Source organism: Streptomyces sp. NPDC005728 (genome assembly GCF_040630895.1).
Lineage (GTDB): Bacteria > Actinomycetota > Actinomycetes > Streptomycetales > Streptomycetaceae > Streptomyces.
Map to the genome: position 1 here is coordinate 14882 of NZ_JBEXYL010000060.1, position 13349 is coordinate 28230.

A 13349-nucleotide genomic window follows, 5' to 3' on the forward strand; every position below is an offset into this window, starting at 1 on the left:
CGCAGCGCGGCCCCGACTGATGATGCCGTGCAGCAGTGAGCGACGTTTCACGTGAAACACGATGCACAGCGACGGCGACCGGACCTTCGCGACACTCCGGGTCGCGTAGGTTTGGCAGCTTGTGTGGAGTACGTCTCGTCGTCAGGACGGATCAGAGACGTCGATCTCACCGGTCAACGACGACGCCGAGCCCGCCCTGCACGAGCCGCCTTCGCCCGCTTGGCCGCGAAGCGCACACCCCCTGGACTCTCTCCCACCTCGACCCGTACGACCGTGGAGGGGGGATCCACCACACCCTCGCCCACATGCAGGATGGACGTCGACACCGCACCGAGCTTGCTGAGCGCGGTGGCCGCCGCCTTCAGCTCCTCCTCGGCGGTGTCACCCTTGAGCGCGAGCATCTCGCCGTAGGGGCGCAGCAGCGGAATACCCCAGGTGGCCAGTCGGTCCAGCGGAGCCACGGCACGGGCCGTCACCACGTGGACCGGCGGCAGCTTGCCCATGACCTCCTCGGCCCGGCCCCGCACCACGGTGACGTGGTCCAGGCCCAGCAGCTCGACGACCTCGGTGAGGAAGTTCGTACGCCGCAGCAAAGGCTCCAGCAGGGTGATGTTCAGGTCGTCCCGGACCAGAGCCAGGGGAATGCCCGGCAGGCCGGCGCCCGAGCCCACGTCGCACACCGTCACCCCCTCGGGGACCGCCTCCGAGAGGACGGCACAGTTCAGCAGGTGCCGCTCCCAGAGACGGGGCACCTCGCGCGGGCCGATCAGGCCACGCTGCACGCCCGCCTCGGCGAGCAGCTCCGCATAGCGGACCGCATCGGCGAAGCGATCACCAAACACTTCCCGCGCCTGTTCGGGCGCGGGGGGAAGCTCCGCTGCCTCCGTCACGGGGACCGTCCTTCCGTACAGCGCCGGCGCTTCGCGCACCGGCCACCAGAACTACCAGGCTGACAAAGTTCGGCCCCGTCTGCGGGCAGACGGGGCCGGTGAAACGTGAGGGTCCGATCAGGCGGGAAGTACGACGACGAACCGCTGCGGCTCCTCGCCCTCGGACTCACTGCGCAGTCCCGCGGCCTTGACCGCGTCGTGCACGACCTTGCGCTCGAAGGGGGTCATGGGCTTGAGCTTCACGGGCTCGCCGGTGTTCTTGACCTCTGCGGCGGCCTTGGCGCCCAGCTCGGACAGCTCAGTGCGCTTCTTGGCCCGGTAGCCCGCGACGTCGAGCATCAGCCGACTGCGGTCGCCGGTCTCCCGGTGCACGGCCAGACGCGTCAGCTCCTGAAGTGCCTCCAGCACCTCGCCGTCCCGGCCGACCAGCTTCTGCAGGTCGCGGCTGCCGCTGTCGCTGATGATCGACACGGAGGCGCGGTCGGCCTCGACATCCATGTCGATGTCGCCGTCGAGGTCGGCGATGTCCAGCAGACCCTCCAGGTAGTCCGCCGCGATCTCACCCTCCTGCTCCAGGCGGGAGAGGGTGTCTGCACCCTCGGCAGCAGCGGAGGTGGTGCCTTCCGTCACGGGATGGGCTCCTTCTTACTTCTTGGACGGGGACTTGGGCCGCTGCGGGCCACCCTTGCGCTGGCCGGACTGGGCCTTGCTGCGGGTGCCGGAGCCGGGCTTCTGGGGCTGCTTGGCAGCGGCGGGCTTGTCGTCCTGCGGCTCTTCGGACTTCTCCAGCGAGGTGGCCGGCGTGTCGTCGTCCGCCTGCTTGGTCCCGCCGGACTGGCGCTGGGCCTTGGACTGGCGCTTGGGCTGCTGACGCCGGGCAGCGGCGGCGGCGGTCGTCGTACCGTCCTCGGTCTGCACCACGGTCTGGCTCTCGCCCTGCACCACGGTGCCGTCGGCCTGGGCCGAGAGGCCCGCCTTGGTCAGCCCGTTGATGAACTTACGCTCGAACTCGTTGCGGTCACGGCCCTTGGCGACGATCGCCTTGACGATGGTCTTCTCGCTCCGGCGACGGACCTTGCCGTGGTGCGTGACGTGCTTGGTGAGGCGCTCCAGGTAGGCGGCCTGAGCCTTGGAACCCGGGGTCGGGTTGTTGTGGATGACATACATCTGCTGGCCCATGGTCCACACGTTGGTGGTCAGCCAGTAGATGAGGACACCGACCGGGAAGTTGATACCGAAGACGGCGAACATGATGGGGAAGACGTACATCAGCATCTTCTGCTGCTGCATGAACGGCGTCTTCACCGTGGTGTCGACGTTCTTCGTCATCAGCTGGCGCTGCGTGTAGAACTGCGACGCCGACATCAGAACGATCATGACCACGGTCACGACACGCACGTCGGTGACCGAGGCGCCCAGCGCCTCGATCGTGCTGGCGCTGTCCTTGAACTTCGCGGCGAGCGGGGCCCCGAAGATGTGCGCGTTACGGGCGCTCTCCAGCAGCGACGCGTTGATGACGCCGATGGTCTGGCCCGACGCGATGCCGTTGAGCACGTGGTACAGGGCGAAGAAGAACGGCGACTGCGCCAGGATGGGAAGGCACGAGGAGAGCGGGTTGGTACCCGACTCCTTGTACAGCTTCATCATCTCTTCGGACTGACGCTGTTTGTCGTTCTTGTAGCGCTCCTGGATCTTCTTCATCTCGGGCTGGAGCGTCTGCATGGCCCTGGTCGCCTTGATCTGCTTCACGAAAAGCGGGATCAGGCAGATGCGGATCAGGATCACCAGGGACACGATCGACAGGCCCCAGGCCCACCCGGTGTCGGGGCCGAAGATGGCGCCGTACACCGTGTGGAACTGGACGATGACCCAGGAGACAGGTGTCGTGATGAAGCTGAAGAGGCTGGCAATCGTGTCCACTAATCATGCTCCTTGGGCATGGGACGAGGTCTCTGCGGCCGGGCTCGGGGGAAGCTCGGCATGAGGCTTCTCCTCGATGGCCGGTTCGGCGGCGGAGGTCCCGCCCTTGCGTGCGCGCCAAGCGTTACGCAGCATTTCGTGCCACCGCGGGCGCTTGCGCGGCGGAACATGGTCCACACCGCCGAGCGACCACGGATTGCACCGGAGGATGCGCCAGGCGGTCAGAGCCGTTCCCTTGATCGCACCGTGCCGGTCGATGGCCGTGTAGCCGTAGTGGGAGCACGACGGGTAGTACTTGCACACCGGCCCCAGCAACGGACTGATCGTCCACTGGTACAGCTTGATCAGAGCCAGCAGCGGGTACTTCATCGCGCGCCCCCTCCCAGCAGCCGCTCGAGGGCGGCATCCAGGTCTCGGGCCAGCTGTGCGTGGTCTGCGTCGCCCGATCCGGGCAGCGCTCGTACGACTACCAGGCTACCGGGGGGAAAGAGGGCGACTCGGTCACGCATCAGATGGCGCAGTCTGCGCTTCACTTTGTTGCGCACGACCGCTCCACCCACAGCCTTGCTCACGACGAAACCCGCACGCGTCGGGGGAGCGCTCTCCCCTGGCGCGTGCGGGTCCGTGGCACCGCTACGAAGGTGGACGACGAGAGTCGGGCGGCCTGCCCGACGACCCCGTCGTACCGCGGTCGCGAAGTCCTCGCGCCGCCTCAGCCGATGCTCGGTAGGCAGCACGACGTCATGACCTGATCAGGATCAGGCGGACAGGCTGGCGCGACCCTTGCTACGGCGGTTCGCGAGAATCGCGCGGCCGGCACGGGTACGCATCCGCAGGCGGAAGCCGTGGGTCTTCGCGCGACGACGGTTGTTCGGCTGGAAGGTGCGCTTGCTCACTCGGGGGCTCCAGAGATAAATCGGTAGTGGCGGGGTGCCGTCCTGGCTGTCACCGTGCGCCCACGAGTAGCTCGCGTCACGCCCGAGTGCACCGCTTCCCGATCACCTGAAGTGATCTGTGCCCATCGGAGGCAGGCGGCAGCAGCCATCGACAACTCGACCTGGTTACGGTACGCGGGGCTACGCCATCCGGTCAAACCGAGGGTCACTGAGAGACACTATCCACAGGCTGGGGACAACAACTTGAACCGCACCCGCCACGCTGACTACCGTGGCTGAACTCCGATTCGTTCCCTTATCCCCGCCCGACCCGATTTTCATCCCGACCCGTCCTCGAACCACACGTTCGTGGGACCTGCGAGAGAGCGTGCCCTGTGGCTGACGTACCTGCCGATCTTGCCGCAGTGTGGCCACGAGTACTCGAGCAGCTCCTCGGCGAGGGCCGCGGACAGGGTGTCGAGGCGAAGGACGAGCACTGGATCCGGCGCTGCCAGCCGCTCGCGCTGGTCGCGGACACCGCCCTGCTCGCCGTACCGAACGAATTCGCGAAAGGCGTACTGGAAGGCCGTCTCGCACCGATCGTCAGCGAGACGCTGAGCCGCGAGTGCGGCCGCCCCATCCGCATCGCGATCACCGTGGACGACTCCGTGGGCGAGCCGCCGGCCCCGCAGGCACCCGCCTCCCCGCAGCAGTCGCGCTACGAGGAGCCCGAGCTGCCCTCCGGACCGTACGAGGGCTACGGCCGCCATCGTGCCGCCGACCCGCTTCCGGGCAGCGAGCCCCCGTCCCGCGGGGACCAGCTGCCGACCGCCCGGCCCGCCTACCCCTCCGAGTACCAGCGGCCCGAGCCCGGCGCCTGGCCCCGGCCCGGACAGGACGAGTACGGCTGGCAGCAGCCGCGCCTCGGCTTCCCCGAGCGCGACCCGTACGCCTCGCCGTCGCAGGACAACTACGGCTCCTCGGGGCAGGACACCTACGGCCCGCCGTCCCAGGACTACCGCCCGAAGGGCGGGGAGCGCCCGTCGTACGACCAGCAGCGCGGCGAGTACGACGCCCCGCGCCCGGACTACGACCGTTCCGACTACAACCGCCCCGACTACAACCGCCCCGAGTACGACCGGCCGGAGTACGACGCACGCCCGGACTACGACGCTCCGCGCGCCGAGTACGACCAGCGCGATCCCGTCCGCCGTGAACTGCCCGAACAACCGCCCGGCGCCGGCCCGGTGCACCGCGGCGGCCCCGGCCGCCCGGCCCTGCCCTCGGCCGGCGGGAGCGGCGGGCCCGGTCCGCTGGGCGCCAAGCCCGCGCCGGCGAGCGGTCCCACTGAGCCGACGGCGCGGCTGAACCCGAAGTACCTCTTCGACACGTTCGTCATCGGCGCTTCCAACCGGTTCGCGCACGCGGCCGCGGTGGCCGTCGCCGAGGCGCCTGCGAAGGCGTACAACCCCCTTTTCATCTACGGGGAGTCGGGGCTCGGCAAGACGCACCTGCTGCACGCCATCGGGCACTACGCGCGGAGCCTCTACCCGGGCACGCGCGTCCGGTACGTCAGCTCGGAGGAGTTCACCAACGAGTTCATCAACTCCATCCGCGACGGCAAGGGCGACAGCTTCCGCAAGCGCTACCGCGAGATGGACATCCTTCTGGTCGACGACATCCAGTTCCTCGCGGACAAGGAGTCGACGCAGGAGGAGTTCTTCCACACCTTCAACACGCTCCACAACGCCAACAAACAGATCGTGCTCTCCAGCGACCGGCCGCCCAAGCAGCTGGTCACGCTGGAGGACCGGCTGCGGAACCGTTTCGAGTGGGGCCTGATCACCGACGTCCAGCCGCCCGAGCTGGAGACGCGCATCGCGATCCTGCGCAAGAAGGCGGTGCAGGAGCAGCTCAACGCCCCGCCGGAGGTACTGGAGTTCATCGCCTCCCGGATCTCGCGGAACATCCGTGAGCTGGAGGGCGCGCTGATCCGGGTGACCGCGTTCGCCTCGCTCAACCGGCAGCCGGTGGACCTGGGTCTGACCGAGATCGTCCTCAAGGACCTGATCCCCGGCGGCGAGGACTCCGCCCCGGAGATCACGGCGCCGGCCATCATGGCGGCCACCGCCGACTACTTCGGGCTGACGGTGGAGGACCTGTGCGGCACCTCGCGCGGCCGCGCGCTGGTCACCGCCCGGCAGATCGCCATGTACCTGTGCCGTGAGCTGACCGACCTGTCGCTGCCGAAGATCGGCGCCCAGTTCGGCGGCCGCGACCACACGACCGTCATGCACGCCGACCGCAAGATCCGCGCGCTGATGGCCGAGCGGCGCTCGATCTACAACCAGGTGACCGAGCTGACGAACCGCATCAAGAACGGCTGACACCGGCCGCAGAACGGCACCGAGGGCGCTCCCGGGATCTCCCGGGGGCGCTTTTTCGTGTCCCGGGCGGCCGCCGGCGCCCGTCGTCGTGGCCTGCCGACGGCTCGTCGCCGCCCCGTCCCGCGCTCGCCGCCGCCCCTCCTCGGCCACCCGGTGTTCGATTAGGTGCCTGGTTACGGCCACTCTCCACAGATTGGGTGACTTTTTTCCGTCCACATCCTGGGGACTGTGAAGTTGTCCCGAACTGCGTCCACAGGGAGCCTGGGGATGCGGTGTCCGCCCAGCTCAGCACCCTGTGGAATCGTGGACGAACGATCTCCACAGACTGTGGACGAAGCGGAGATCCACAGGCTGTGTACGAAGTTGTCCACCGCCGGCCCACAGGCTGGGGCCGGTTGTCCCCAGCGATCCCCAGCTTCTCCACATGGCTGTCCACTGTTCGGCAACACGACGCACCTCCTCACCGCGTCGAGTGAAAGCCGTCACACGAAGATGCCGGATTGGGGTGTGGGAAACGTGGGTAAACCTGGGGACGCAGCTGGGGAGAACTGCCCTCAGGCTGTGGGCGGTGTGTGCAGAACTTTCTGTTCTCCACAGAGACCCCGAGTTGTCCACCGCCTTCACCCACAGGACCAGTGGACAAAATTCCTGCTCTGAGCTGGGAAAACGTGGTTATCCACGGTATCCACAGGCCCTACTACTACTCCCAACTAGAGAGAGCTGGGAATCCGTTTCGAAGCGGGTCCTGTGCACAACTCGCCGTCTCGAGCCCGGCTGCCCCTCGGAGCGACTTGACCCCGACAGGCACCTACTGTCAGTGCGGTGCGTCAGACTGGTCCCCGGTGTCCTGCCCTTCGCAGTGGGCGGTGACACCGAGTCGGAGGACTCAGTAGCAACAGCAGGAGGCGGCTTACGGTGAAGATCCGGGTGGAACGCGACGTACTCGCGGAGGCAGTGGCGTGGGCTGCACGCAGCCTCCCGGCCCGTCCGCCGGCGCCTGTCCTCGCCGGCCTGCTGCTGAAGGCCGAGGACGGCCAGCTGAGCCTGTCGAGCTTCGACTACGAGGTCTCCGCGAAGGTGAGCGTCGAGGCCGAGGTCGAGGAGGAGGGCACGGTCCTCGTCTCCGGCCGCCTGCTCGCCGACATCTCCCGCGCCCTCCCCAACCGCCCGGTGGAGATTTCCACAGACGGTGTACGGGCGACCGTGGTCTGCGGCTCCTCGCGGTTCACACTCCACACCCTGCCTGTGGAGGAGTACCCGGCGCTGCCGCAGATGCCGAACGCCACGGGCACCGTCCCCGGCGAGGTCTTCGCGGCCGCCGTGTCCCAGGTGGCCATCGCCGCCGGCCGTGACGACACGCTGCCCGTCCTCACCGGTGTGCGTATCGAGATCGAGGGCGACACGGTCACCCTGGCCTCCACCGACCGTTACCGCTTCGCGGTCCGCGAGTTCCTGTGGAAGCCGGAGAACCCGGACGTCTCCGCTGTGGCCCTGGTGCCCGCCAAGACGCTCCAGGACACCGCCAAGGCGCTGACGAGCGGTGACAGTGTCATCCTCGCGCTGTCCGGTTCGGGCGCGGGTGAGGGCCTGATCGGCTTCGAGGGCGCCGGCCGTCGTACGACCACGCGGCTGCTCGAGGGCGACCTGCCGAAGTACCGGACGCTGTTCCCGACGGAGTTCAACTCGGTCGCCGTGATCGAGACCGCCCCCTTCGTGGAGGCCGTCAAGCGTGTGGCCCTGGTCGCCGAGCGCAACACCCCGGTGCGGCTGAGCTTCGAGCAGGGCGTGCTGATCCTGGAGGCCGGCTCCAGCGACGACGCACAGGCTGTGGAAAGGGTGGATGCGCAGCTGGACGGCGACGACATCTCGATCGCCTTCAACCCGACGTTCCTGCTGGACGGCCTGAGCGCCATCGACTCCCCGGTGGCCCAGCTGTCGTTCACGACGTCCACGAAGCCGGCGCTGCTCAGTGGCAAGCCCGCCCTGGACGCAGAGGCGGACGAGGCCTACAAGTACCTGATCATGCCGGTGCGGCTGAGCGGCTGAGGCCAAAGCCCCAGGTGAGGGCATACGTATGAGCGCGTATGCCCACAGCTGTGCGTGAGGGGCCGGGACTAGGCTCGGACCGGGTACGCAGGTGCCCCGCACGCCACACAGCAACCTAAGGAAAACAACTGATGGAGCTCGGTCTCGTCGGCCTCGGCAAGATGGGCGGCAACATGCGCGAGCGGATTCGCCGCGCGGGCCACACCGTCATCGGGTACGACCGCAACGCGGACCTCGCGGATGTCCACAGCCTGGAAGACCTTGTGGGCAAGTTGAGCGGTCCCCGAGTGGTCTGGGTGATGGTCCCGGCCGGCGAGCCCACCCAGGCCACCGTCGACCAGCTGGCCGAACTGCTGGAGCCGGGTGACGTGGTCGTGGACGGCGGCAACTCCCGCTGGACGGACGACGAGCGGCACGCGGAGGAGCTGGCCGCCAAGGGCATAGGTTTCGTCGACTGCGGTGTCTCGGGCGGCGTCTGGGGTCTGGAGAACGGGTACGCGCTGATGTACGGCGGTGACGCCGAGAACGTCGCCAAGGTGCAGCCGGTCTTCGAGGCGCTCAAGCCGGAGGGCGACTTCGGTGCGGTGCACGCCGGCAAGGTCGGCGCGGGGCACTTCGCGAAGATGGTCCACAACGGCATCGAGTACGCGATGATGCAGGCTTACGCCGAGGGCTGGGAGCTGCTGGAGAAGGTCGACTCCGTGGAGAACGTCCGCGAGGTCTTCCGTTCCTGGCAGGAAGGCACGGTCATCCGGTCCTGGCTGCTGGACCTCGCGGTGAACGCTCTGGACGGGGACGAGCACCTCGACCAGCTGCGCGGTTATGCACAGGACTCCGGTGAGGGACGCTGGACTGTGGAAGCCGCCATCGACAACGCGGTGCCGCTTCCCGCGATCACCGCGTCGCTCTTCGCCCGGTTCGCCTCGCGCCAGGAGGACTCGCCGCAGATGAAGATGATCGCCGCGCTGCGCAACCAGTTCGGCGGCCACGCCGTAGAGAAGAAGTAATCCACAGGGTCGCTCCGCGATCCACAACCCCTGGGGGAGGTCGGCGAACGACCATGCACGTCACGCATCTTTCGCTGGCCGACTTCCGCTCGTACGCCCGGGTCGAGGTCCCGCTCGACCCGGGTGTGACCGCCTTCGTCGGCCCGAACGGCCAGGGCAAGACCAATCTGGTCGAGGCGGTCGGCTATCTGGCCACTCTCGGCAGCCACCGCGTCGCTTCCGACGCGCCCCTGGTCCGTATGGGTGCCGAGCGGGCCGTCATCCGGGCGCAGGTCAGGCAGGGCGAGCGGCAGCAGCTGGTCGAGCTGGAGCTGAACCCCGGCCGGGCCAACCGTGCCCGTATCAACCGGTCCTCGCAGGTCAGGCCGAGGGACGTGCTGGGGATCGTACGGACCGTGCTGTTCGCGCCGGAGGATCTCGCGCTGGTCAAGGGTGATCCCGGTGAGCGGCGCCGGTTCCTGGACGAGCTGATCACCGCGCGGTCCCCGCGCATGGCGGGTGTGCGCTCCGACTACGAGCGGGTGCTCAAGCAGCGCAACACGCTCCTGAAGACGGCCGCTCTCGCGCGCCGGCACGGCGGGCGCTCCATGGACCTGTCCACGCTCGATGTGTGGGACCAGCACCTCGCGCGCGCGGGCGCCGAGCTGCTCGCCCAGCGTCTGGATCTCATCGCGGCGCTGCAGCCGCTGGCCGACAAGGCGTACGAGCAGCTGGCCCCCGGTGGCGGTCCGCTCGCGTTGGAGTACAAGCCGTCGGCGCCCGGTGAGGCGCACACGCGCGAGGATCTCTACGCCCAGTTGACGGCGGCCCTGGCGGAGGCGCGCAAGCAGGAGATCGAGCGGGGCGTGACCCTGGTGGGACCGCATCGGGACGATATGAATCTCAGACTCGGTCAGCTGCCCGCCAAGGGGTACGCCTCCCACGGCGAGTCCTGGTCCTATGCCCTCGCCCTGCGCCTGGCCTCGTACGACCTGTTGCGCGCGGAGGGGAACGAGCCGGTGCTGGTGCTGGACGACGTCTTCGCCGAGCTGGACGCCCGCCGTCGTGAGCGGTTGGCCGAGCTGGTCGCGCCCGGCGAGCAGGTGCTGGTCACCGCCGCTGTGGACGACGACGTACCGGATGTGCTGGTCGGTGCTCGCTATGCGGTGGCCGGTGGGACGGTGGAGCGCGTATGAGCACCGACGAACCCACCTCGGGGGACCAGAAGAACCCGAAGGGGTCTCCGGAACCGTCCGGTGTGGATCTTGCGCGCGTGGCGTTGCGCGCCGCGAAGGAGCAGGCACGCGCGCGTGGGGACGCGGCGCGGCAGAAGAAGCAGGCGCGGCGTGGCGGTGGCCTGCGCTCCGGCGCGCGCGCCGATGGCCGCGACCCGATGGCGCTCGGTGCCGCGATCAACCGGCTGATCAACGAGCGTGGCTGGGAGACCCCGGCCGCGGTGGGCGGTGTCATGGGCCGCTGGCCGCAGATCGTCGGCGAGGACCTGGCCAAGCACTGCGTGCCGCAGCGTTACGACGAGGACGAGCGCGTGCTGTCCGTGCAGTGTGACTCGACGGCGTGGGCGACCCAGTTGCGGCTGCTCGCCCCGACCTTGGTCGCGCGGCTCAACGAGGATCTCGGCCACGGCACGGTCCGCCTGCTCAAGGTGCACGGTCCCGGCGGTCCGGCCCGCCGGTACGGCCCGTTGCGCGCTCCGGGGAGCACGGGTCCCGGCGACACCTACGGGTGACGTACCTCACGTCTTGCGAGTGATCCGGCGTGCCGTCGTACGCCCGAGACCCGGTGTCGATCACGAGCTTTCTCCCCGTCGATCACGAGCTGACCCCCCAGTAGCCAAGGGTTGACGGGGCGAAGCGCTGAGTGGCGCTGTGAGCCGCTTGGAGCCCCCTTCCATATATCGGGACCCGGCGGAGACCGGTTGAGGGCGGCACATGAGGACTCAGGTACCGGCAAACCCCCATCACTGTCGGCGCTACCGGTAGACTGGAGGTCAATCCCGCCCCAATCGTGGGGACCGCCCGGGAAAAGCTGAGCAACGCTGATCAAGGCTTACCAACGCAACATGCCGCAGCCGCTCCGGCAACCCGCCGACGAGCCCGGCTCGTGCTGTGCCAGAAAGGGCGCTTCGTGGCCGATTCCGGCAACCCCAACGAGAACATCCCGTCCACCGACGCCGGCGTGAGCGGCGAGGCCCCGGAGTCCGCCGTGGCCTCTGCCTCGTACGACGCCAGCGCCATCACCGTGCTCGAAGGGCTGGACGCGGTCCGCAAGCGACCCGGCATGTACATCGGCTCCACCGGTGAGCGTGGTCTGCACCACTTGGTGCAGGAGGTCGTCGACAACTCGGTCGACGAGGCGCTGGCCGGGCACGCGGACACCATCGATGTGACGATCCTCGCCGACGGCGGTGTGCGTGTCGTCGACAACGGCCGTGGCATCCCCGTGGGCATCGTTCCGTCCGAAGGCAAGCCGGCCGTCGAGGTCGTGCTGACCGTGCTGCACGCGGGCGGCAAGTTCGGCGGCGGCGGCTACGCGGTCTCCGGTGGTCTGCACGGCGTCGGTGTCTCCGTCGTGAACGCCCTGTCCACGAAGGTCGCCGTCGAGGTCAGGACGGACGGCTTCCGCTGGACGCAGGACTACAAGATGGGCGTGCCGACGGCTCCGCTGGTCCAGCACGAGGCGATCGAGGAGACCGGTACGTCGGTCACCTTCTGGGCCGACCCGGAGATCTTCGAGACCACCGAGTACTCCTTCGAGACGCTGTCGCGGCGCTTCCAGGAGATGGCGTTCCTCAACAAGGGTTTGACGATCAAACTCACTGACGAGCGCGAGGAGGCGAAGGCCACCAGCGGCGCGGACGAGGCGGGGGCCGACGAGAAGGCCGAGGTCAAGGCCGTCACGTACCACTACGAGGGCGGCATCGTCGACTACGTGCGGTACCTCAACTCCCGCAAGGGAGACGTGGTGCACCCCACGATCATCGACCTCGAGGCCGAGGACAGGGACAAGAGCCTGTCCCTCGAGGTCGCGATGCAGTGGAACAGCGGCTACAGCGAGGGCGTCTACTCCTTCGCGAACATCATCCACACCCACGAGGGCGGTACGCACGAGGAAGGCTTCCGTGCCGCGCTGACCTCGCTGATCAACAAGTACGCCCGCGACAAGAAGCTGCTGCGCGAGAAGGACGACAACCTCACCGGTGACGACATCCGTGAGGGTCTGACCGCGATCATCTCGGTCAAGCTGAGCGAGCCGCAGTTCGAGGGCCAGACGAAGACCAAGCTGGGCAACACGGAGGCCAAGACCTTCGTGCAGAAGGCGGTCTACGAGCACCTGAACGACTGGCTGGACCGCAACCCGGTCGAGGCCGCGGACATCGTCCGCAAGGGCATCCAGGCGGCCACCGCGCGCGTGGCGGCCCGCAAGGCCCGTGACCTCACCCGCCGCAAGGGTCTGCTGGAGACGGCGTCCCTGCCGGGCAAGCTGTCGGACTGCCAGTCCAACGACCCCACCAAGTGCGAGATCTTCATCGTCGAGGGTGACTCCGCCGGCGGCTCGGCCAAGTCCGGCCGCAACCCGCAGTACCAGGCGATCCTCCCGATCCGCGGCAAGATCCTCAACGTGGAGAAGGCCAGGATCGACAAGATCCTGCAGAACCAGGAGATCCAGGCGCTGATCTCCGCGTTCGGCACGGGTGTGCACGAGGACTTCGACATCGAGAAGCTCCGCTATCACAAGATCATCCTGATGGCGGACGCCGACGTCGACGGCCAGCACATCAACACCCTGCTGCTGACCTTCCTGTTCCGCTTCATGCGGCCGCTGGTCGAGGCCGGGCACGTGTTCCTGTCCCGTCCCCCGCTCTACAAGATCAAGTGGGGCCGGGACGAGGTCGAGTACGCGTACTCCGACCGCGAGCGCGACGCGTTGCTGGAGATGGGCCGCCAGCGCGGCAAGCGGGTCAAGGAGGACTCGATCCAGCGCTTCAAGGGCCTCGGCGAGATGAACGCCGAGGAGCTGCGCGTGACCACCATGGACATCGAGCACCGCGTCCTCGGCCAGGTCACCCTCGACGACGCCGCCCAGGCCGACGACCTGTTCTCGGTCCTCATGGGCGAGGACGTCGAGGCCCGCCGCGCGTTCATCCAGCGCAACGCCAAGGACGTCCGGTTCCTCGACATCTGAGTCGGTCTCAGCTGACCGCACCAGGAAGGATCTTCACCAGCA

The 13349-nt window shown here is 68.2% G+C and carries 12 protein-coding genes; 6 read left to right on the forward strand and 6 right to left on the reverse strand.

Going from position 1 to position 13349, the window contains the following annotated elements:
* Positions 1-173: 173 nt before the first annotated feature.
* From rsmG to rpmH, 6 genes are all read right to left on the reverse strand, one after another.
* Complete coding sequence (rsmG, locus tag ABZ471_RS31710) at positions 174-890, reverse strand: 16S rRNA (guanine(527)-N(7))-methyltransferase RsmG (RefSeq protein ID WP_359071219.1); 717 nt, start codon at positions 888-890, stop codon at positions 174-176.
* Positions 891-1007: 117 nt separating this feature from the next.
* Positions 1008-1520 carry a R3H domain-containing nucleic acid-binding protein gene (locus ABZ471_RS31715; RefSeq protein ID WP_359071221.1) on the reverse strand — a complete coding sequence of 171 codons (513 nt, stop codon included), beginning with the start codon at positions 1518-1520 and terminating at the stop codon, positions 1008-1010.
* Positions 1521-1535: 15 nt separating this feature from the next.
* Positions 1536-2810: a membrane protein insertase YidC gene (gene yidC, locus ABZ471_RS31720; RefSeq protein WP_359071223.1), complete on the reverse strand. Its 1275-nt coding sequence runs from the start codon at positions 2808-2810 to the stop codon at positions 1536-1538.
* Between the two features lie 3 nt (positions 2811-2813).
* Complete coding sequence (yidD, locus tag ABZ471_RS31725) at positions 2814-3179, reverse strand: membrane protein insertion efficiency factor YidD (RefSeq protein WP_359071225.1); 366 nt, start codon at positions 3177-3179, stop codon at positions 2814-2816.
* On the reverse strand, positions 3176-3547 hold the full coding sequence (gene rnpA / locus ABZ471_RS31730; protein ID WP_359071227.1) for a ribonuclease P protein component: 372 nt from the start codon (positions 3545-3547) through the stop codon (positions 3176-3178). The genes yidD and rnpA overlap by 4 nt, the downstream gene beginning before the upstream one ends.
* A gap of 21 nt (positions 3548-3568) precedes the next feature.
* On the reverse strand, positions 3569-3706 hold the full coding sequence (rpmH, locus tag ABZ471_RS31735; protein WP_005482975.1) for a 50S ribosomal protein L34: 138 nt from the start codon (positions 3704-3706) through the stop codon (positions 3569-3571).
* 374 nt (positions 3707-4080) lie between these two features.
* Between rpmH and dnaA the strand changes: the two genes are divergently transcribed.
* The 6 genes from dnaA (at position 4081) to gyrB (ending at position 13307) form a co-directional block, all read left to right on the forward strand.
* Positions 4081-6072 (forward strand): chromosomal replication initiator protein DnaA, encoded by a 1992-nt coding sequence (gene dnaA / locus ABZ471_RS31740; RefSeq protein ID WP_359071229.1) that lies wholly within the window; start codon positions 4081-4083, stop codon positions 6070-6072.
* 915 nt (positions 6073-6987) lie between these two features.
* Positions 6988-8118, forward strand: a complete 1131-nt coding sequence (gene dnaN / locus ABZ471_RS31745; protein ID WP_359071231.1) for a DNA polymerase III subunit beta — start codon at positions 6988-6990, stop codon at positions 8116-8118.
* A 131-nt stretch (positions 8119-8249) separates the two neighbouring features.
* Positions 8250-9125 carry a phosphogluconate dehydrogenase (NAD(+)-dependent, decarboxylating) gene (gnd, locus tag ABZ471_RS31750; RefSeq protein WP_359071233.1) on the forward strand — a complete coding sequence of 292 codons (876 nt, stop codon included), beginning with the start codon at positions 8250-8252 and terminating at the stop codon, positions 9123-9125.
* Between the two features lie 53 nt (positions 9126-9178).
* A complete protein-coding gene (gene recF, locus ABZ471_RS31755; protein ID WP_359071235.1) occupies positions 9179-10300 on the forward strand; it encodes a DNA replication/repair protein RecF in 1122 nt (373 codons plus the stop codon).
* Positions 10297-10851 carry a DciA family protein gene (locus tag ABZ471_RS31760; protein WP_359071237.1) on the forward strand — a complete coding sequence of 185 codons (555 nt, stop codon included), beginning with the start codon at positions 10297-10299 and terminating at the stop codon, positions 10849-10851. The genes recF and ABZ471_RS31760 overlap by 4 nt, the downstream gene beginning before the upstream one ends.
* 374 nt (positions 10852-11225) lie before the next feature.
* On the forward strand, positions 11226-13307 hold the full coding sequence (gene gyrB / locus ABZ471_RS31765; protein ID WP_359071239.1) for a DNA topoisomerase (ATP-hydrolyzing) subunit B: 2082 nt from the start codon (positions 11226-11228) through the stop codon (positions 13305-13307).
* The last annotated feature ends 42 nt before the right edge of the window (positions 13308-13349 follow it).